Origin of the sequence: Microcoleus sp. B4-C1 (genome assembly GCF_036705285.1) — a bacterium.
In the GTDB taxonomy this organism is placed as follows: Bacteria; Cyanobacteriota; Cyanobacteriia; order Cyanobacteriales; family Microcoleaceae; genus Microcoleus.
Genome location: NZ_JAUBUC010000049.1, coordinates 1 through 20,544 on the forward strand (window position 1 = coordinate 1; position 20,544 = coordinate 20,544).

A 20,544-nucleotide genomic window follows, 5' to 3' on the forward strand; every position below is an offset into this window, starting at 1 on the left:
TCATTGTTAACCTCCTGACTACATATTATCATTCTTGCTTACTACTGCTTATAAACTTAATGAAGTTTTATAATACCAGTTCCCAAAAACAATGCAACTCTAGCTAAGCTCCCAACCCTTATCTGATAAGCCATTCCCAAATCTAAAATCTAAAATCTAAAATCTAAAATCTAAAATCTAAAATAGTACGATTTTCAGCGCCTGGGGTGAAGGCCCCAGGCCGATCGCTCTGACAAATTTTCGATAAACTCGTTTATCCAGCCATACTCCCTATACTTAGCGGCACCATTTCGCCGTGCATTGTCAGGCCTAATAACATCGGCCCGCCCGCTCGAATCAACTCTCCTGTAAGCGCGCAGCGTTCCTCCTGCTGTGCTGTGGCATTAATGCTGGCTCGAATATCCGATCGAGAAAACATCTGCCGATACTCTCCAGACTTCTGCTGCACGTAATTCCAGAGCAAATCTCGAATCAAAGCTTGATAGCCTTGATTGCCCGCGAGCTCTTTAAGTCTCTCCTTGAGCTCTCTTTCGAGTCGAATGCTGGTGACTTCCATTTCGGTGGTTGAGGTTCTAGGTAGGGTATGCATAATTTTTTCTCCGTGACGGGTGGACATATGTGTAATATCAGTGTAGTATGTTTACAGCTAGATTGAAAGCCTCTTAACCACCTTCTGCCGACTTTGAAATTTCTCCCCACCTACTCTACCTATCAACTGAAGTGCGATCGCCCCACGGGTCGCTCAGAGTCGTCACGGGACGTCTTTAGCAATGGTTTTGCGACTGTTGCAGCGACTTCGTGGGCGGGCTTGGGCCTAATTAAACCTGGTTATAGTGGATTAGGACAAATTGCAGAAATTAATGACAACGAGGTAGACCGGGACGGTCTGCAAGTGGCACAGCCAGATCGAGAGAGGCGAAGCGGGAGGTACAGCTAAACAACTGTACCAAGACAGGATGAAAATTTGCATGAAAGCAGTTTTTCTAGCCCCCGCTTCTAAGTAAGAGAAGCGGGGGCATTTTGATTGGATATTTGAGAAATTCGATCGGCTTGGGGAACTGGGAAAAAACCAGATGTAGCCAATGCTGACGAAGCAAGCAAGATTCAAAATCTAAAATCTAAAATCTAAAATCCAAAATCCAAATGAGGAGGAGCAAGCCGTGACCGTAGTAACTGATGTATTGAGGCAATCTGTGGTGGTGTTTTCTCAGAATTACCTACCGATGAGCCGTGTCAACATCAAACGGGCGATCGTACTGTTGGTAACAGGCAAGGCTGAACCTCTTGATTTTAGCATTGGCAACGGCTGGCTGGTACGATCGCCCAGCACCAGCATCCACGTACCCGAACAAATCCGCTTGACTTTTGGTAACAGGGAACGCCTGTGGAAAGTGCCCCCGGTGAATCGCCGGGAAGTTCTGCGCCGCGACGCTCATTCTTGCCAATACTGTGGTAGCAATCGGCATTTGACGCTGGATCACGTGATGCCTCGATCCAAGGGAGGCCCGCATACTTGGGACAACGTGGTGACTGCTTGCGAACGGTGCAATTCTCGTAAGGGCGATCGAACTCCCGTAGAAGCTGGAATGTCTCTGCGAACTAAGCCGAAAGCCCCCATACACCCCACTGTTGCTTTTGCCGAACTGTTTTGGCACGAATACCAAATTGGGGAATAGGGCATGGGAAGAATTTTAGATTTTAGATTTTAGATTTTAGATTTTAAATTGATGCGTAATGCTCATCTAAAATCTGCCCTAAATCCCAATTCCCAATTCCCGATCGCCAATTTTCAATTACCAATTTTTAACTTTCAATTCCAAATTTAGGGCTGTCAATATGCTGAAGTTGACTTACACTGAAACGGGCTTTAACCTCGAGCGTTTGGCTCAATCTCCCGAACAGTTAGTGGCGCTGCGAGTTGTGCTGGCTATGCGAGTTGGTCAAAGCATCAGCGTCGAACCGAGCACTGCGGCATTTTTGCTGCCCGCGAATTTGCCAGCGCTGTCTCTGTTGGAATCTGAGGCGCGCCGAAACGACAATGATGCGATCGAGCTTTGTGTTGCTGATGCTGACTTTGTAGAAGTGACTCTGCGCGGTACGTGGATTTCTGATGCGTCTGAGGGGGCCCAGGGCGTGTTTGCGACTGTGTTGGGCGATCGGGCAGAACTATTGTTGCTCAAACTCTGGCTCGAAACTCAGGCTGCTGCGGAGGTTGTCGGGGAAGTCGGCGATTAATATCGGATGTGGAAGGAAGAGGGAAGAAGCAAGAGGGAAGAAGCAAGAAGGAAATATTTTCTTCATATCGCACTCCCCCACTTTCTCCCCCTCTCCCGCCAGAAGCGCACTCAATTCCATTCTCCTTGCAGCCCAAAAGCAGCCCAATAATAAGGAGATTGCCATTCTGGAAGCTGTAGCACTTCGATTTGCGCCGATCGCAGTGCCGCAGCAGGCGCTAATTTATCTTGGAGCATTTTTTTGTAAAATCGTGTCATCAACTCAGAAGTTACTTGATCCTCAACACTCCACAGAGAAACCACCACACGCGGCGCCCCCGCATACATAAACCCTCTCGTCAAACCCACCAACCCTTCTCCTTTAACGTCTTTTCCCAAACCCGTCTGACACGCACTCAGCACCACCAATTCGGCCGGTAAATTGAGATTAAAAATATCATTCAGTCGCAAGTAGCCATTTTGTAACGTACCTTTCTCATCAACCAAAGAAAGCACCAATCCCGATAATTCTGGATGTTTGCTATTAGCAAATCCGTGCGTAGCGAAATGAACAATGCGATATTGAGATAAATCGGGATCGGTTGCCGTGGTACGATTAGCCATAAAGTCAAACGCTTGTTTTTCCAAATCATCCGGTACCAAAGCCAAGATTTGCTCAGCTTCAGTTCGCGAGAAAGGTAGGCGAGTCCAATAAATGTTAGCCTCAGAGGCTGATCTCTGTAATTGTTGCGCTTCCACTGGCAGAGTTTCAACAGTTTGATTCTTGGTTACAGGCGATGTACTCGTGCCTTTGAGCCGTTCATCATCAGTGCTAAAAACTGGATCTGCAAACAAGGCGATCGCCTTTGGAGCCGGTTGACGAGTCGCCATATCCCGCCGCAGGATAGCCAAAGTTGAGGCAGAAGGCAGATTAACAACTTCATGCTTAACTATTAGCGGCGCTTCTGATTTTTCCAGAGTAAGTGCGCCAAAAGGAATGTATTGCAATGCTCCATCCGCAACAATTAGCAAGCGCTTGTTGCCCAACTCAGAAGCAACGGGAGCGAGGATCATTTGGCTCAGGAGTGCAGCAGATTCGGCAACCATTTGAAGAGAGGTTCTCGTGGTCTCTTTGGTTAAAGTATCGCGGAAATTCTTAGCCGTGGCTTCAATCTCGGTGCGAGAAGGAAGTTCGTAACTGGTGAAAGAAGTTTTCGTCACCGCCCACAAATAACTGCGCTCCTCACCCAAAGAATATTCTAAAAGTAGCGTTTTGTCATCGATTACCTGTTGTTGAATTTGTTGCAAGTTGAGAGGTTCGGGATATTTGAGAGCAGCGTAACGAGGACTGTTGGCGCGAATTTTAGCTTCTATTTGAGCGAGTTCATTGAGAACTGTGTCGATTTTTTGTTGAATTTCCTCCCGAGCTTCTTGCGTAGATTGAGCGATGACAATTTGGTATTTGCGAGTCTGAAAATCACTGAGTTGTTGTTGCAAATTTTGTTCTTGTGCTAGCAGTTGCGGGTCAACTCCTTGGCGAATATTTGCGCTGGCTTCGCTGAGGAGTTCAAGCAGACTGCGGGCACGGGCACGTTCGCTAGCATGAAAGGCTTGTGCGTCATAACCTTTATCGGGATTTTTCAGGTGCAGTTGCATCAAAAAATCGATGTAAAACTGGTAATAATCTTGGTTGCGGGCAAAGTAAGACTGCCGCAGTTCTTGGCTACCGATTTGAGTGCGGAGGTTTTCAATAATATTAATTGCGGTTTCGATTTCGGTTTGGGCAACTGTGAGGTTATTTTGTTGGCGGTTTAAGATGGCTTGATTGTAGATGATGTGCGCTTCTTCTGTTTTGTAACCGAGTTGTTGGGATAGAGATAAAGCTTGGTTATAGTTTTCAATGGCGGTAGAACTTTGCCCTAAAGCAGCTTGTATTTTCCCCATTTGATTGAGGACTGTGGTTTCTTTTACTTTGTCGTTTAGGTGTCGGGAGATGCTCAGGGCTTGGTTGTACGCATTCAGGGCAGTTGACCATTCTTTTGAAGCGATGTAGGTGCTACCAATGCCAGTTAAGGCAGTAGCTTCTACTGCTAAATTACCTGCGGGTCGAGAGATGACTAGGGCTTTGTTGTAGGAGTCTAGGGCATTTTTCCAGTTTCCTGTAGCAGCGTGAATATTACCAATGTTGTTGAGGGTGTTGGCGACTGTCGCTTGGTCATTTAATTGATAAAATAAGGGCAACGCTTGGTTATAGTAATCCAGGGCTGTTTTCGGGTCAGCTAAATCAGTGTAAAGTTGACCGAGACTGTTGAGTAGGGCTGCTTGTTCTGTTTTAGCACCTGCTTGTTTTGATAATGGCAACGCTTGATTGTACGAGTCTAAGGCAGATTGAAATTGTCCGAAATTGACGTAAATCTTACCAATGGATAAGAGAGTCTGTGCAGCTTGGGCGTAGTTTCGCTCTGCACGATAGAGTTCGAGGGCTTCTTCTAATTTTTGAAGGGCGAGTTTTCTTGATTCGGCGGTTTCTTGGCTAGACAGTTGATTTCCTCTGAAAAATGCGACTTCAGCCGCAGAAACTTTGATTCCTGTGGCAATATCCCAGACACGGGCGGTTCTATCCCGACTCGCCGTCAGAATTTGGCGACCATCTGGGCTAAATACGGCACTTTCGACACTATCCTCATGTCCCCGGAAGATTGCTAACAAATTGCCTTGGTTATCCCACAGGCGGGCGGTTTTATCCTCACTAGCGGTGAGAATTTGGCGACCATCAGGACTAAATACGGCGGTGTTGACAGAACTGTCATGATCTCGGAATATGGCTAACAGATTGCCTTTGATATCCCATAGCCGGGACAGTCTATCCCCACTGGTGATTAAAATTTGGCGACCATCCGGGCTAAATACAACGCTGCTGCTAGAACTAGAGCCTTTCTCTACATCCTTCTGTCCCCGAAACTCTGCTAGGAGATTGCCTTGGGTATCCCACAGACGGGCATACCCGTGGGAATCATTGCCGAGGGTAAGGATTTGCCGGCCATCGGGGGTAAAGATGGCATTATCAACCCACTCATGCCCCCGAAACTCTGCTAGGAGATTACCTTGGGTATCCCACAGACGGGCGGTTTTATCCGAACTGCTGGTCAGGATTTGAGTTCCATCTGGACTAAAGACTAGGGTGTTGACTTGATACTCATGCCCCCGAAACTCAGTCAGGAGATTTCCTTTGGTATCCCACAGACGGGCGGTACTATCTATACTAGCAGTGAGAATTTGATTCCCATCTGGGCTAAATACTGCCCTTGTAACAGAACCCTTGTGTCCTTGGAATTTTGCCAGGATATTACCTTTGATATCCCACAAGTAGGCAGTTTCATCACCCACTGCAAGGATATGTCCGCTATCGGGGCTAAATACAGGTCTGGAGAGTCTTTCTTGAGGGACTTGAAACTCGGTTAGAAGATTGCCTTTGGTATCCCACAGGTGAACCATTTTCTCGGTCGTGGTAAGAATATGGCGACCATCAGGGCTAAATACGGCACGCTGGACTTCGTTGTTCTCCTGTAACTCTGCCAGTTGAGCGTTATTTTTGGACAAGCTTTCCTGAAAAATTTGTAGGGCAGCCATTTGCTCGGCTTGGGCAGTAATTGCCACTGACACATCCCACAACCGGGCAGTGCCTTCATTACCAGCAGTGAGAATTTGCCGACCATCTGAGCTAAAGACTGCACTGTGAATGGCACCTTCATGTCCCCGAAACACAGCTAAGAGATTACCTTTGGTATCCCACAACCGGGCGATTCCAGGGCCGAAAGTCTCACTGCTAGTCGTGAGAATTTGCCGGCCATCGGGGCTAAAAATTGCACTTCCAAGATGTGTTTCATCTGCCCGAAACTCTGCTAAGAGATTGCCTTTGAGATCCCACAGACGAGCAGTATCATGTAAACTCTCAGTCAGAATTTGACTTCCATCAGGACTAAATACAGCACTTTCGAGTCTTTCCTTATGCCCTCGGAACTCGGCAAGGAGATTACCTTTAAGATCCCACAAACGGGCAGTTTCATCATCACTTGCTGTCAAAAATTGACGACCATCGGGGCTAAAAACGACACTTTTGACGGCCTTCTCATGTCCGAGTGGGAATTCGGCTAAGAGATTACCTTTGGTATCCCACAATCGGGCAATTTTATCCTCACTGGCGGTGAGAATTTGGCTACTATCGGGACTAAATGTTGCACTGTTAACCATCCACTGCCGTTCTTCTATGTCCTCAACTTTCCTGGGTACCCGCAACTCAGTGAGGAGATTACCTTGGCTATCCCACAAGCTAACCGGATAGCACTGACAATCGGTGGGGAGGATTTTGCTACCATCCGGGCTAAATACTGCATTGATGTGACTGCCCCCTTGCAATACAGAGAGAAGATTGCCTTTGTTATCCCACAAACGGATGTTCTCACCATTGGTGGTGAGGATTTGACTCCCATCGGGGCTAAATCTTGCTCGATAGACGCCTTCTTCATGTCCTTTAAACTCTGCCAGGAGATTGCCTTTAAGATCCCATAATCGTGCCGTTTCATCTCGACTGGCGGTGAGAATTTGCCGGCCATCGGGACTAAAGACAGCACTGCTAACCAAACTTTCATGTCCCCGAAATATTGCCAGTTGAGCATTATTTTCAGACACACTTTCTAGAAGGGTTTCCCTAGCCACTATTTGCTCAGATTCAGCAGCAATTGAGGCTGACACATCCCACAAACGAGGCACTTGATCCCAACCAAAGGTGAGGATTTGCTTACCGTCTGGACTAAATACTGCACTCACTGCACTCTCATGTCCCCGCAACTTTGCTTTGAGATTGCCTTTGGTATCCCAAATTTGAGCAGTTCCATCTCGACTACTGGTTAGAATATGCCGGCCATCGGGGCTAAATCCTTGTACACCCCAGCGATAAACTTTATGTCCCTGGAATTCTGCTAAAAGATTGGCTTTAGTATCCCAAACCCTGGCTGTATAGCTACTAGCGGTGAGGATTTGCCGACCATCGGGACTAAATTCTGCACTGTAAACCGACTCTTTATGCCCCTGAAACACGGCTAACCCATTACCTTGGGTATCCCACAGACGGGCAGTTTTATCTGCACTAGCCGTGAGGATTTGGCTACCATCGGGACTAAATTTTGCATTAATGACACTATCTTCATGTTCCTGAAACTCTTTGAGAAGATTACCTTTGCTATCCCATAAGTAAACAATTCCATGGGAATCGACAGAAAGGATTTGGCGACCATCCGGGCTAAATACAGCTTTTGAGGAGACTAATCCGCCACTTGTTATCTTTTGATGACCTTGGAACTCAGCGAGGAGATTGCCGTTGATATCCCACAAATGAAATTTATCCCTAAAACCGGCTCGCTCGGAAAACCGACTAATGGTGAGAATTTGCCGGCTATCTGGACTAAATACGGCATTTATGACTTTATCGCCATTCTCAACCCCTCGGAACTCTTTGAGGAGATTGCCTTTGAGATCCCACAGGCGGATGGCTTCATACTCAGTAATGGTCAGAATGTGCTGGCTATCGGGGCTAAAGATAGCACGTCTGACTTCTTTGTCATGACCTCGAAATACCGTTAAATGATTGCCATTAAGATCCCATAGACGGGCAGTTTCATCCTCACTCGCCGTCAAAATTTTACTGCCATCGGGGCTAAAGACAGCACTGGTGACATCCGCCTCATGTCCTAAAAACACGGCGAGTTGTCCAGCAAATGCTTGTACTGGTTGTTTTATTCCTGATGGGTTAAGGTTTTCTGTTGTTGATGACTCAGACACTCTGGTAGTTCTGGGTTGGCCGCTGATGGGGATGCTGTAGGTGGTAGCGAATACAACTCCTATCACCAGAGGGAGACAGCGATGCACTTTTCGGTATTTATCTGGCAGCATAATTGTTTTTTGGGAGAGTTAAGAATTGGGAGAGGGGGGTCAACTAAACCTTTCTCTAGCGAATCCGTAAAAGCCAAAAGCTATAGTTTCTTTTTGGATAGGCAAATCTGCTTAGCGTTGGCTCATTTTTTACCGAGGTGATTAAAATTAAGATTCGCTGGGCGTTAGTTGTCAAAAAAAAATATTTATGTTAAAGAGAAACTCTATCATTTTTTATAATCTTTGTCTGTCATTGGCTGCGTCAACGGTGAGGAAAAGACGTTAAGGGATGTAACTTGAATCGATCGGCGGGGCGTTGGCTCGTCGATGTTATTATCTTTTGACCCACATCTGCGGAATGTGGGTTTTATGAACAGGCAAGATGCCTGTTCCACAATAAAATTTATATTTTGTGGAACAGGCATCTTGCCTGTTGCTGACCATAGTGCGAGATAGCAGTAAGTCCCTTTAGGGCGTATAAATTATGTTGAAGTAAATGCCGTTATCTTGCAGATTGTCGCCTTTATCGCTAATCCTCACCAAAGGAAAAGCGTAATCTACGCGCAGGTTCACCCGCTGTATCGGTTCCCAGATTACCCCCAAACCCAGACCTGCTAAAAATGTCTGATTGGTTAATGTATTAGGATTGTTCGCAACGTTCCATACGGTACCCGCATCCAAAAAAGGAGCCAATTGAAGTTTGGGATTTCCCGAAGCATCGCGTTGTAAAGTAATCCGATCTTCGATGGAAACTCTGAAGCCGTTATCGCCAGAACGGACGTTTTGGCGGTAGCCGCGCAAAGATTGTCCACCACCAATTACAAATTGCTGGGAAGGCAACAAACTATTAGCTGACAACTGTAAGTCTGCCTGCAAAATTAATAAATGTTTGTCATTCAATCGCTGTACTCGCTGCACTTGACCCAGCCAACTCAAAAATTGTCCGTCGGGATCGGAACCTTCGTTTTGAGTAGCATCAAACAAGCTAGTGCCGATCGTAAATTGCGATCGCACGGCCCAAGCACCCTGCGGGTCGCGCCGAATGTAGTCCTGTCCCAGCTTAATTGCACTCGTAGTGCTGACACCATTGGAGTCCGGGCCGGTGCCAAAAGGAAACGGTTCGCCTTCGAGAAAAGTTCTGCCTGTCTGATAAGTAAAACCAGCAGATAAGGCAAATTCTTCGATCGGCGTTCTCCGCAGCGGCTGGCGGTAACTAACTTCAAATAAATGCGATTTTCCCGAAATGTCAAAACGGTTAAAAGGTGCTTGTACGATACTGTTGCGATTCGGTGCCGCCCTCAATTGCAAAGTGCCGTTCATCGCATTTAGCGGCACGCGATAGCTAAAATCAAACACGTCTGAATCGCCGAGCGAGCGATAATAAGCTGCTGCCAGTTCGTCGCCATTTCCTGTTATATTGCGGTGCCGCAAACTAACTCCCAATCTTTCGGAACCGACACTGGGAGGCGAGTAATTGTCAATGCTGAAAGTAGGTTGAAATGGATTAGCTTCCGAAACTCGGACGATCAGAATGCTCTCGGCTTCATTATCCCCGGCCCGCAGACTGGCTTCTACATTGTCAAATAAAGGATCGACTCGCAGCAGCCGGAGTTGGTCTTCTAATAAAGCTGTGCTTAAAGGCCTTCCGGCACCGAGTCGAATCCGGCTGCGGATGTAACTTGGATTCAATCTTTTAGTTCCTTCTACCTCAATTCGGGCTAGCTTGCCTTCAATCACTTGAATTTGGACTACCCCTGCGGTGATAGTTTGGGGCGGCAAGACTGCTCTCGAAGTGATGTAGCCACGATTGAGGTAAATTTCGGTAATTTTGTCGGCGATTTGTTTGAGCTGTTCTAGGGTGGTAGAACGGCCTTCTAAGGGGTTGACTAAGGCATTAATTTCGTCTTGGCTTAAAATTGTGCTGCCAACTACTTGAATTTTCTGCACATCAATTGGTGTATTCGGCAGCGTTGGGGGAACTGGCGACGGAGACGGCGGCGCTACTGTGGGTGGTACTTGGGGAGGTTCTGGGGAAGGCTGCGGGGCCGGTTGCAGAAATCGATCGCGATTGGGATCTGGCTGAGTCGGCGGCGACGGTAACAGCGGATTTGGTACTAGATCGCGGTTTAAGTCGGGCGGGAGGTTTCCCGGTGGCGTCTGCGGGTTCTGGGCTAAAAAATTACAATCTAGCGGGTTCTGACATTGGCGATCGTTGTCAACCAGATTTTTTGCTACGGGCAAGATGCCCGTACCACAATCAATCAAACTGCTTGTGGAACAGGCATCTTGGCTGTTCTCGGCTCGGTTCGATTGTGTTTCTGGTTCAGGGTTGGTCTCGATCGCATCGGGAAGCTGATTTAAGTTTGTTGCTGTTTCATCCTGCTTGATTTCCAGTTTTTGAAGTGCTAATACTTGATTGCCCGTATCTACTGAGTTGTCAGCGGCGACGGGCAACTGAGAAATATCGTTTGTTTGGGATATAGCTTTATTGGCATACAAGCAAGCCATCGGGAGCGCAGTTAGAAGTGAAATCCCCAACCGAAATAGTGCAATATTTGCATTCGGGCGCATAATTAATAATTTCTCTAAAATAAGTTTGTCGCCTGCTTGACTATGCCAGTTTATCATTTAGTATTAGGCGAAATTTGACCATCAAAATTTCCACAGTCCGGCTTTCAATATGCCAGAAGTCCGAACTGCCGATCGGTACAAAAATTTTAATTTATTTAGGACGATCGACCAAACAACCCGCAACAGGCAAAAATCATCTGTGGCGCTGCCAAATACCGCGATCGAAACCGAGCTTTTCGTACTTGCTGCACCCCTCATACCATGTGAGATTTGAGATTTGGCAATGACTCGCCCAAAAACGGATACCGTGCCCCGAACGCTCATCAGTGTAGATCCTAAAATTTTAGACTCCTGTTCCTGCTCCCAGATTCAATGCAGCAAGTAAATCTAAAATCTAAAATCTAAAATCTAAAATCGACTGACTTATGGGTATCAGGGTTTGGGGTACGGGCCTACCGCTGCATTCTTTGCGTGAAGCTGGTGTCGAATTATTTTCTTGTGATAGGTGTTAACTCACTTGCGACTAAGGGTTCTTGGGCTATTTTGCCGAGTTCGACTGAGTTGAGCACTGCTGACCACTGGCTCGCTAAACTGGCATCGCTGGGAGACTGGATACGCAATTGAGCTAGAGTTGCCAGGTACTCGTACCAGAGATTTTGTTGGGCGAAGATGCTGAGCTTGGTGAGATCGGACGATCGATCCAACTCTGTTTTCACGGTTGGGGGGAGTGCGGTGCGGTTGATCCACCCGGAAACGAGAACATCATCTGTTGTATTTTTGGGGTTGCATTTGATAGTAAAGTACCATTGATAGTTTTTGCCAACTTCCAAGGCTGGCGAGTTGTCGTCGGAGTCGAGGCTGACGCTAACTACACCTGCACGGCTAGTTACCATGCGAAAACTTTTTTTGTATAGTGTTTTGTCCCTTTCGTCTGCTAACTCAAACTGAACTGTTTTGTCTAGGGCTACGGGAAGGTAGTAGAAAAATGTTGGCTTTGCTGATATGGTTTGCCCCATAGTTGATTGGGGAATCAAGGCAGTTAAGGCAGTGGTGGCCGTGGGGCATTCTAAGCCGCGGGTTCCTCCCCCTTCCCGCCTTCCGGGTACTCCGTCCTGTGGCGGTTGAAAGCTATTCCAGGCGGATCCCAATTGCTCGCTGTTGGGTCTACTTCCGCTTGCTTGGGCGGGTTGAACTGTTTGCCAGTTGAGGGGTAGCTGCGGTGGTGATGCGCGCTGGACAATGTTTGCGGGGCTGTTGAGAGCCTCTGCTGGTATTAAAAAACTACCGGCGGCCAGTGCCTTTAAAGACAGAATTAAGGAAAGAGCACCGATATTTAGAGCAGACTTCAAAGCCATGACGAACCTGCCTTCTGATGAACCTAGGAACTTTATCGCACGGTTTTATTCTATCCAAGGTTTTGACCGATATAGTAATCTGTTGTACTTAATTTATATCTTCAGGCAGATACGATTATTTGGGTCGCTCTGCTCAACATAGAATTCTCTGTCGCGTTTGTCAGTGGTAGCTTAGTAGTTATACTTACTTCCATTCACTGCAGCAGGTTGGGTTGAGCTTGTTAAACCCTAATATTCGGGGTGTTTTAACTCTAGCAAGAGGCTACAACGCGTCTTTTGGTAAAAACACCTGGTTGATGCGTCAGTCCTGGATATCAGGAAACTCGGCAATTTTGCTGGTGAACCTCAAGCGATCGGCTACAAGTTACAAATCAGTTTTTGTGTACAATACCGGCAAGAAATTTAGCATGAATCTCGATTCACCTGTTCTCTCGGACAAACAGCCTTCGGGGCTGCGGATGGTCAGACCCATCGGAGTCTTGGCACTGCACGGCATTGCTTTTTTAGGAAATAGGTTGTTCGCTGTCGATCGCGCCGAAGGGCTGCTATTGGAGATCGATCGAGAAAGTGACAACACTACGGTTTTGAATCCTTATCAAACGGCTAAGTTTGCCGGCGCAACGGGGCTGGCTATTTCGGAAGATACTCTCTGGTTTGCGCGGGATGAGGATATTTGTTGCTGTCGGGGCGCAATTCTGGACGGGGCGATCGCTGAACTCAAACCGGAACATTTTGTTTCGCTTTCTTATCCTGCTGACGGGATTGCTGTGTGGAAATCTACGCTTTATGTGACTTGCCAGAGATTGGGCTATATTCTGGTTTTTGATCTGAAAAGTGGTCGGGAAATTACTCGGTTTTACGCCCCCGGTATTGGGGTAGAAAATATCACAGTCCGGGATGAGGAAATTTGGGTTTGCGACAAGACTGAGCAAACTGTTTACTGTTTGGAACGGGGAACTGGGGAGATTAAATTTAGTGTTTTGACTCCCTTTGAGTCGCCTTCGGGTTTGGCTTTTCACAAGGATTCCGAAACGGGGGAGGAGGTTCTGTACGTGGCTTATGCCGGGGATGAACTTTACATCCGGGATGACCCGAATTCGGAAGATCCTTTTCAGTTGACGAAGCGCGATCGCACTTTTATTCAGCCTTTGTCTTTTCACTACAATGAAGCCGATCGCTACGCTTTGTCAAACGGTTTTTTGATGGAAATGTCTTATGTGGAGGAACTGTCTCCTCTCGATGAGGTAGATATCGAAAATTTGGAGTGGCGGATTGCTTTGCCTTCGCAAACTCACCGGCAAAAGGTTAGGAAAATTACGCCGATTGGAATGCCTTTTACTGAGGAAATTCAGGAAGGGGAACGGGTGGCGGTGTTTAAGTTTGATCGGCTGCACCCTGGGGAACGCCGAATTTTTGGCTGGAAGGCTTTGTTAGAAGTTCGATCGATTAAGTATCAGTTGTCACCGAGGGATGTGGAAAAGATTCCGAAGCTGTCGCCGGAGTTTGCAGCTAAGTATTTGGTAGATAATGACAATTTGGCGATGGATACGGAAATTGTGCGATCGGCTGCTGTGGCTGCCATTGGCTCGGAAACTAACATTCTCAGGCAATTGCTGAGCATTCGTAATTTTGTTTACGATCAACTTTCTTACGGAATTAGGCCTCACATTGACACTCCCGATATTGTGCTGCGGCGTGGTATCGGTTCCTGTGGCGAATATGTGGGACTTTTGTTAGCTTTGGCTAGGTTAAACGGGATTGCTTGCCGCACGATCGGCCGCTACAAGTGCCCCGCTTTTGGTGACAGAAAAGGTGTGTCGCTGGAACCGGATTTCAATCACGTTTGGCTGGAATTTTACATTCCAGGTTTTGGCTGGGTGCCGATGGAATCTAATCCTGATGATATTCAAGACAGAGGCCCTTATCCGTTGCGATTTTTTATGGGTTTGGCTTGGTATCACGTAGAAATTGGCAAGGGAATTCGGTTTCAAAGTCTCACTAGCGGCGGTCTTCCTTTAAATAAGGAGGAGGTTTCCGTGGGAAGTCTGGCAATTAATCATGTTAGGTTTACCATTTTGTCAGAGTTGCCAGCAGTTTGAAGGGAGTGTTAACAGTTAACAGTTAGCCGTCTAAATTCAACTGTTAATTGTTAACATTTTTCATCTAAAATCGAAAGTAGAAAATGTAAAATCAGAGGAAGAGGGGTTGTGGAATTTTCGATTGCTAATTTTCTCGTTTTAGTGGCCTTTGTACTGCTAGTGACAGTGACTGGCGGGGTGGCTTATTTGACTTCTGTTGAGTGGCGCGATCGTAGGCGGTTAGATAAGGCTAAACGGAAAAAAAAGTAGCTCTTTGCTGTTGACAAAGTGCATTTTTTATGATAATAAGCAAGGCGAGCGGGTTGGCTCGCCTTGTTTTGTGATTTGAGGTATTTTCACCGCAGATGATATCAAGTTTGGTAACATAAACGTTGTAGGTTCGTAGTGAGGACTTGAGTTTTCATACAAAACTATGATTCATATCGTTTCCGGTTGGATCGGAAGGATTTAACCACAGAGAACGCAGAGAACACAGAGGGAGATAAGAGAGATGAATAATTCCGATGAAGCGTGGAGTTGAGACCGCGGGCGGGACGCCCGCGACACAATAAAAACACTAAAATAAACACAGATGAAAAAGGGAATTTTGGAGTTGATATCTTAAGTCCACTGTCGGAAAAATGTATTTTCTTGCCAAGCGGCGGCGGTGCGTTTTTCAAGTGCTGCCATTTCTGTTGGGTTCAGGGGTTTGAATGCTTGGGCGACTTTTAAGTTTTCTTCTAATTGCTTTACTGACTCGGCGGCGATGACGCAGCAGTGCACGCCGGGAAGTGAAAGCGTGTAGCCCATTGCTTGGTGCATTCCATCTAAAACACCGTTCTGAAATAATTTGCCGTAAGCTGGTATTTTCATGGCTATGACGCCGATGTTTTTGGCTTTGGCCACTGGTAAAGCGCTGGTAACAAAGGAGCGCGGGTGATGTTTTTCGGCGGCGTTGAGGCAGATTAATGTTGTGTCAAAAGGATAGCGTTCCAAGCCTGCAGCAATGATGGCTGGTTCGTGGTGTCCGGTGATGCCGGAAAAACGAATTATTTTTTGCTGTTTGGCTTCTTCGATCGCTTTTATTGCTCCTTTGGTACTGAAAATTTGGTCTAATTCGGCTTGGAATGAGACGTGGTGGAGTTGCCACAAGTCTAGCCGATCGGTTTTCAATCTTTTGAGCGATTGCTCTAAGTCTCTCCACGCACCGTCTCTGTCTCTGGCGGCGGTTTTTGAGGCTAGGAATAGGCGATCTCGATATGGTGGCAAAACTTTGCCTAAGTTTTCTTCGCTGGGCCCGTAGTCGGCCGCCGTGTCAAAATAGCGAATGCCTAGTTCGATCGCCCGTTCAATTTGCGCCGCTGCTTCTGCTTCTCTTCCCGGCTGCGACAGCGGTGTTTGTCCGGCCCCCCCCAAACCGAAAATCGGCACTTTCACGCCGGTGTTGCCTAAAAGTCGTTCTGGCATTTTTACTGTGGCGGCCGCCTGGTTATTGGGTGCGGCTATGATTTCCCGATCCTGCTGTTCGATCGCCTTAGCACCTGCAATGCCGCTGGCAACAGCTATACTGCTCAATATAAAATGGCGGCGAGTCTTTTTGCGGGTCATTGTTTCCGTCTCCTCAGAATATGTAAGTATAATTTAACCTGAAAGTTAAATGAAGTCATTAGTCATTAGTCATTAGTCATGAGTCATTGGTTATTTGTCCTATGTTTCTTGTTAGTTATTCGTTCTAATAACCAATAACCAGTAACCCATGCCCTATGCCCCATGCCCCATGCCCTATGCCCTATGCCCCATGCCCCATGCCCTTGTCAATTATCCATGCGCGAATCAGTTCGTTTATCTGTTCTGGTACTTCGTCGTGGGGACAGTGACCGGCTTTGATAAAGTGTTCTGTCAACTGCGGATAGTGTTTGCGAAATTTGGCGCTTCTTTCTGTGGAATTCATCCACGGATCGCCTTCTCCCCAAAGCATTAGCAACGGGCAGGTTAATTGACTAAGTAATACGTCAATTTTTTCGCCTTGGGGTGTTCGGAATACGGACGCGAATACTTTGGGGGCACCGGGATCGCAGGAGGGAAGGTATATTTCTTCTACTAATTGGTCTGTGACGGCGCTTTGGTCGAGATAAACTTTTTCTAGGGTTTTCCGAATTGTCGATCGCTGGCGCACGTACTGGAACAGCAGAAAACTTGCCCAATCTTGCTGAAATAAGGTTTTAGCTACTGCAGATATGGCTTTTTGCAAGGGCGGGGCTTCGGGTGCGGGCTGCGGTTCGCTGAAGGGGCCGGCGCTGTTGATTAATATGAGTCCGGCTGCTGATTCGGGGCGCTGGGCGGCTACACACAAGGCGGCGTAGCCTCCGAGGGAGTTGCCTGCTAGTACGGCGGGCCGGCCGATGATGTTGGTGATAAAGTCGTGGAGTTGGTCGCGCCAGAGGTCGCCGCTGTACTGTAATTCGGGTTTTGCCGATCGCCCGAATCCCAAAAGGTCGATCGCCCACACTTCAAAGTCTTTGCTCAGGCCGCTTATATTTTTGCGCCAGTGGTCTGTGGATGCTCCAAAACCGTGAATTAACAGCAGGGGAGGGCGTTCTGGATGCCGATCGCTGGATCGAACGTAGTATACTGAATGCCCTCGCCACTGCCAGTAAGTTCCAGCTATGGGGGCTGTGTTTATGGCTGGGGTTGCTTGCATAATGTAAAGAAATAATTATTTACTTTAACTATTGTATCGCGACATTCAGATTTATATAGTTTTACCAAGGAGCCGGAGTTGCGCCAGCAAAGGATTGGTCAATTTGGGCGAGTTGAGATATCGGGCTCTCACGCACTCATAATTAATAAGTTTTGTAACAAATATTGATTTTGTGAGGGGCGCAGCAATGGGAGATATTTGACCCGATCGCATTTTGGATAATAAATTGGGTTTTGGCTGCAACATACCTAGGTATGATGATTTTGCTGTTTGGTGGCAAAATCAAGTTCTGGACGATGGCGCTTGCCTAGGGGCTGCGAGGGTCGAACCTGATTGGCGAGGGTTAAGGGATCGACTTTTTTATAGTTATTGGAGAGCTTTTCTAGGTGGGGATCGTTTGTTCAAGAGGTGTTGACGGCTTCGAGGATGCAGCTAGTGGTTTGGTTGCTAGCTGGCAAAAGCTGAGCTCAAAATTTCGCTGCTGGGAGAACTTATAAGTAAAATTACTGATGGTTCTCTGCAGAAGTTTCTCAGAATCGCTGAATATTTTGTGACGTGGTTTGCTGTTCTTAATTGCTTGGATACTCTAAGATATAAGTAGAGCTGCGCCGCTCAATTAATTAGCATTTTGAATACTAGGGAGCCAACTATGCAGGGTGTGAACTTTATCCACCTGAAAGTTAGGGAGTTTTCTGAGTGATTGCTATTTCACCTCGTCCCGTCGGACGCAATTGGATTACTATTAGCTTCGCTTCTACTCTATACCTTTGTCCTATTTTGGATCTGCTCCTAGCAGAGGTGCCAGAAATCTGGCAAGCCCAATTGCGGTTGGGGCTTCAAGAAGCTTTGGTAAATGCTGCTAAGCATGGAAACAAATTAGATCCCGGTAAAACTGTTGGAGTCCGTTTTTCGATCGTCCAAAACCAATATTGGTGGGTGATATCGGATGAAGGTTCTGGCTTTAAGGCCCCTTGCAGTTGCAACCTTTATACCGATGATTGCGACAATCTCCTCGCAGAGGAGGTTGCAGATAACTCTGCACTACCCCATGTGGAACAGGAATGTGGTAGGGGGTTGTTTATTCTTTACCAAATATTCGATCGGGTAGAGTGGAATTCTCAAGGTACCGAGTTACGGCTGTGCAAAGAACTTCCCAGTCGCTATCGGCTGCCGGGGTTGCGCTAGCACCGCTATGAAAGCAGCAGTTTTCACCTCAGCTAGACCTGGAAATTTTTTCGTTCCCGGACTGAAGTTGGCAGTGAGAATTTGAACGCTATGGCTATTGATAGCTGATCATAATGCAAAATGTGAGTTTTGAGTTAAAAAAGTATAAATCTTTTGAACTCACAATCGCGCTGCTCGATCGAGCGGCGCGATTGTCTAAGTTTTGAGCAACTACTCAAGCCAAAACTCCAGAATCAAAACTCAAAATCATTTGCCGTGGGTGGGACAGGGAGGAGCAGATATCGATCGATCCAGCCATCCTGCTGCTTGGTTTAAGCGCGGGAGAGCTTCTTCGGGCTGTTTTTTGAGCAAAAAGACCAAAGCAGCCGCAGCTTGCTCGCAGGCGCGCGCGGAACGGTTGGCTTTGAGGCGATGCCAATCTTTTTCGGGGATGGCGAGGCGCGCGGCGAGAGCTTGGGCTAGTTCTACCGTACTCAGCTCGTTGAGGTTGACAGTTTGGGTTGTTTGTGTAGTTTCAAGCATAATTGGCAATTATACGGATTTGGCTGCCGTTTCAGAATTTTAAAAATATACTGCATATAATAACAACTTAATTGGAAATCGGTTTTTTTTATTATTATTGTCAGGTTTGCAGATCGAAATGCCTCAACAGCCGTCAGAGTTAAATCCCGAAGAGCAAGAAAGTGAGTTTGTTCAAGCGATCGCAGCAGTTGAGCGATCGCTCGCAGCAGTCAAAGAACGGTACACTCAAATTCAGGTCGATCGACAGCGCCAAGTCGAACTCGGTCATCGCCGCGAAGAAATCCGCCAGTCGGGGCGCCGAAATCCATTGCCGCAACTCAAAAAAGAATTGCGGGAAATTGAGCAAGAATTGGAAACTATCGAGTTGAATTTAGAAAGCAGCCTGTTTTCGTGGGGAAGCATAAAACAACCTTTTTGGCAAGCAGTTCGGTTTGGGGGGCTTGGCATTTTGATCGGTTGGATTTTGAAATCCTATGTCGGTTGAATTATGTTATGATTTTTGATTTTTTTTTACCGCAGAGGGCGCAGAGGGCGCAGAGGAAGAGAAAAGAGAGAAATATGGTGCAAAATATTAAATAAACAGGAGTGGATATGACAACTCAACGAATAGCAGCAATTTTGCGCGCTGGTGAACCCGACGAAACTGTAACTGTTCAAGGCTGGGTTCGCACTAAGCGCGAATTGAAAGAATTTGCCTTTGTCGAAGTCAACGATGGTTCGGCGATGGCTAACTTGCAAGTAGTCATAAATTCCGATTTGCCAGATTTTGAAAATGTACTGAAACAACTGAATACAGGTGCATCTCTAGAAGTGTCGGGTGTGCTGGTAGCGTCTCCGGCGAAGGGACAGCGAATTGAGTTGAAAGCTTCACAAGTACAAGTTTACGGCGATGCAGACCCGCAAACTTATCCCCTGCAAAAAAAGCGCCATTCCTTTGAATTTTTGCGGACAATCGCGCATTTGCGGCCGCGCACAAACACTCACGGTGCTGTCTTTCGAGTCCGCAATGCTTGTTCGGCGGCCGTACACCAATTTTTTCAAGAACGTGGTTTTTTGTGGGTTCATACTCCGATTATTGCTGCTAGCGACTGCGAAGGTGCGGGGGAAATGTTCGCCGTTACTAATTTTGATTTAAAGAATGTGCCGCGCACTGATTCGCAAGAGGTTGATTATGCTAAAGACTTTTTTGGAAAGCGCGCCTATTTAACAGTTAGCGGCCAGTTGGAAGCGGAAGTTATGGCGATGGCTTTTGGCAATGTTTACACTTTTGGCCCTACTTTTCGAGCGGAAAATTCTAATACTTCGCGACATTTGGCTGAGTTTTGGATGATTGAACCGGAGATGGCTTTCTGCGATTTGCAGGGAGATATGGATTTGGCTGAGGCGTTTTTAAAGTACATTTTTAAATACGTTTTGGAGCATTGCCCGGAAGATATGGAGTTTTTCAATGAGCGCATTGACAAAACGGTTTTGGCTACTGCTGAAAATATCATTAATAATCAGTTCGAGCGGATTACTTATACTGAGGCGATCGCACTTTTGGAAAAAGCAGACAAAAAGTTTGATTTTCCGGTAAGTTGGGGCTTGGATTTGCAGTCGGAACACGAGCGTTATTTGGCTGAGGATTTGTTTAAAAAGCCGACCATTGTCAGCGACTATCCCGTCGGGATTAAAGCATTTTATATGCGTTTAAATGAGGACGAGAAAACGGTGCGAGCAATGGATGTTTTGGCTCCTAATATTGGGGAAATTATCGGCGGTTCGCAGCGGGAAGAAAGGCTGGATGTGTTGGAGCGGCGCATGGAAGCCCAGGGTATGAATAAGGAGGAATTGTGGTGGTATTTGGATTTGCGCCGCTACGGTACTGTGCCTCACGCTGGGTTTGGTTTGGGATTTGAACGGTTAGTGCAGTTTATGACTGGAATGGGGAATATTCGGGATGTGATTCCGTTTCCGAGAGCGCCTTTGAGTATTGATTTTTAGTGTAGGAT

The 20,544-nt window shown here is 46.8% G+C and carries 16 protein-coding genes; 7 read left to right on the forward strand and 9 right to left on the reverse strand.

What is annotated here, in order from left to right; translation table 11 throughout:
• Positions 1-253: 253 nt before the first annotated feature.
• Positions 254-589, reverse strand: a complete 336-nt coding sequence (locus QUB26_RS19270; protein ID WP_333106569.1) for a hypothetical protein — start codon at positions 587-589, stop codon at positions 254-256.
• A 571-nt stretch (positions 590-1,160) separates the two neighbouring features.
• Here QUB26_RS19270 and QUB26_RS19275 point away from each other — a divergent pair.
• Positions 1,161-1,676 (forward strand): HNH endonuclease, encoded by a 516-nt coding sequence (locus QUB26_RS19275; RefSeq protein ID WP_333056402.1) that lies wholly within the window; start codon positions 1,161-1,163, stop codon positions 1,674-1,676.
• 160 nt (positions 1,677-1,836) lie between these two features.
• A complete protein-coding gene (locus tag QUB26_RS19280; protein WP_333207818.1) occupies positions 1,837-2,235 on the forward strand; it encodes an alr0857 family protein in 399 nt (132 codons plus the stop codon).
• Positions 2,236-2,345: 110 nt separating this feature from the next.
• Here QUB26_RS19280 and QUB26_RS19285 read toward each other — a convergent pair whose 3' ends face one another.
• The 5 genes from QUB26_RS19285 to QUB26_RS19305 all read right to left on the reverse strand — a co-directional run bounded on the left by QUB26_RS19285 (position 2,346) and on the right by QUB26_RS19305 (position 12,067).
• A complete protein-coding gene (locus tag QUB26_RS19285; RefSeq protein WP_333236796.1) occupies positions 2,346-8,162 on the reverse strand; it encodes a CHAT domain-containing protein in 5,817 nt (1,938 codons plus the stop codon).
• Between the two features lie 206 nt (positions 8,163-8,368).
• Entirely contained in the window at positions 8,369-8,566 is a 198-nt protein-coding gene (locus QUB26_RS19290) for a hypothetical protein (protein WP_333302366.1), read from the reverse strand.
• A 43-nt stretch (positions 8,567-8,609) separates the two neighbouring features.
• Positions 8,610-10,769, reverse strand: a complete 2,160-nt coding sequence (locus QUB26_RS19295; RefSeq protein WP_333319262.1) for a ShlB/FhaC/HecB family hemolysin secretion/activation protein — start codon at positions 10,767-10,769, stop codon at positions 8,610-8,612.
• Between the two features lie 24 nt (positions 10,770-10,793).
• Positions 10,794-11,036, reverse strand: coding sequence for a hypothetical protein (locus tag QUB26_RS19300; protein WP_333319264.1), 243 nt, complete (start codon positions 11,034-11,036; stop codon positions 10,794-10,796).
• 164 nt (positions 11,037-11,200) lie between these two features.
• Positions 11,201-12,067, reverse strand: a complete 867-nt coding sequence (locus QUB26_RS19305; protein ID WP_333292636.1) for a DUF928 domain-containing protein — start codon at positions 12,065-12,067, stop codon at positions 11,201-11,203.
• 407 nt (positions 12,068-12,474) lie between these two features.
• On the opposite strand from QUB26_RS19305, the gene QUB26_RS19310 reads away from it, so the two are divergent.
• On the forward strand, positions 12,475-14,166 hold the full coding sequence (locus QUB26_RS19310) for a transglutaminase family protein (RefSeq protein WP_333246853.1): 1,692 nt from the start codon (positions 12,475-12,477) through the stop codon (positions 14,164-14,166).
• Positions 14,167-14,274: 108 nt separating this feature from the next.
• A complete protein-coding gene (locus QUB26_RS19315; protein WP_190736053.1) occupies positions 14,275-14,415 on the forward strand; it encodes a hypothetical protein in 141 nt (46 codons plus the stop codon).
• Positions 14,416-14,766: 351 nt separating this feature from the next.
• On the opposite strand, the gene QUB26_RS19320 is transcribed toward QUB26_RS19315, so the two are convergent.
• The gene (locus QUB26_RS19320; RefSeq protein WP_333236808.1) at positions 14,767-15,753 is read right to left on the reverse strand and encodes an aldo/keto reductase; all 987 of its coding nucleotides are present in this window, start codon (positions 15,751-15,753) and stop codon (positions 14,767-14,769) included.
• A 181-nt stretch (positions 15,754-15,934) separates the two neighbouring features.
• A complete protein-coding gene (locus QUB26_RS19325; protein WP_333236810.1) occupies positions 15,935-16,846 on the reverse strand; it encodes an alpha/beta fold hydrolase in 912 nt (303 codons plus the stop codon).
• Positions 16,847-17,542: 696 nt separating this feature from the next.
• On the opposite strand from QUB26_RS19325, the gene QUB26_RS19330 reads away from it, so the two are divergent.
• Positions 17,543-18,031, forward strand: a complete 489-nt coding sequence (locus QUB26_RS19330) for an anti-sigma regulatory factor (RefSeq protein WP_333056392.1) — start codon at positions 17,543-17,545, stop codon at positions 18,029-18,031.
• Between the two features lie 246 nt (positions 18,032-18,277).
• Here the strand turns inward: QUB26_RS19330 and QUB26_RS19335 are convergent, their stop codons facing one another.
• Positions 18,278-18,553, reverse strand: coding sequence for a DUF6439 family protein (locus QUB26_RS19335; RefSeq protein ID WP_333056391.1), 276 nt, complete (start codon positions 18,551-18,553; stop codon positions 18,278-18,280).
• A 118-nt stretch (positions 18,554-18,671) separates the two neighbouring features.
• Between QUB26_RS19335 and QUB26_RS19340 the strand changes: the two genes are divergently transcribed.
• A complete protein-coding gene (locus QUB26_RS19340; RefSeq protein ID WP_333236813.1) occupies positions 18,672-19,037 on the forward strand; it encodes a DUF2203 domain-containing protein in 366 nt (121 codons plus the stop codon).
• Positions 19,038-19,144: 107 nt separating this feature from the next.
• Complete coding sequence (gene asnS / locus QUB26_RS19345; protein ID WP_015175718.1) at positions 19,145-20,536, forward strand: asparagine--tRNA ligase; 1,392 nt, start codon at positions 19,145-19,147, stop codon at positions 20,534-20,536.
• The last annotated feature ends 8 nt before the right edge of the window (positions 20,537-20,544 follow it).

Excerpts from the sequence above, each read along its gene's own strand:
- asnS (WP_015175718.1), top strand. The coding sequence starts at position 19,145 with ATGACAACTCAACGAATAGCAGCAATTTTGCGCGCTGGTGAACCCGAC.
- QUB26_RS19290 (WP_333302366.1), bottom strand. The coding sequence starts at position 8,566 with ATGCCTGTTCCACAAAATATAAATTTTATTGTGGAACAGGCATCTTGC.
- QUB26_RS19305 (WP_333292636.1), bottom strand. The coding sequence starts at position 12,067 with ATGGCTTTGAAGTCTGCTCTAAATATCGGTGCTCTTTCCTTAATTCTG.
- QUB26_RS19310 (WP_333246853.1), top strand. The coding sequence starts at position 12,475 with ATGAATCTCGATTCACCTGTTCTCTCGGACAAACAGCCTTCGGGGCTG.
- QUB26_RS19280 (WP_333207818.1), top strand. The coding sequence starts at position 1,837 with ATGCTGAAGTTGACTTACACTGAAACGGGCTTTAACCTCGAGCGTTTG.
- QUB26_RS19295 (WP_333319262.1), bottom strand. The coding sequence starts at position 10,769 with ATGATAAACTGGCATAGTCAAGCAGGCGACAAACTTATTTTAGAGAAA.
- QUB26_RS19300 (WP_333319264.1), bottom strand. The coding sequence starts at position 11,036 with ATGAGCGTTCGGGGCACGGTATCCGTTTTTGGGCGAGTCATTGCCAAA.
- QUB26_RS19325 (WP_333236810.1), bottom strand. The coding sequence starts at position 16,846 with ATGCAAGCAACCCCAGCCATAAACACAGCCCCCATAGCTGGAACTTAC.
- QUB26_RS19320 (WP_333236808.1), bottom strand. The coding sequence starts at position 15,753 with ATGACCCGCAAAAAGACTCGCCGCCATTTTATATTGAGCAGTATAGCT.
- QUB26_RS19340 (WP_333236813.1), top strand. The coding sequence starts at position 18,672 with ATGCCTCAACAGCCGTCAGAGTTAAATCCCGAAGAGCAAGAAAGTGAG.
- QUB26_RS19335 (WP_333056391.1), bottom strand. The coding sequence starts at position 18,553 with ATGCTTGAAACTACACAAACAACCCAAACTGTCAACCTCAACGAGCTG.
- QUB26_RS19285 (WP_333236796.1), bottom strand. The coding sequence starts at position 8,162 with ATGCTGCCAGATAAATACCGAAAAGTGCATCGCTGTCTCCCTCTGGTG.
- QUB26_RS19270 (WP_333106569.1), bottom strand. The coding sequence starts at position 589 with ATGCATACCCTACCTAGAACCTCAACCACCGAAATGGAAGTCACCAGC.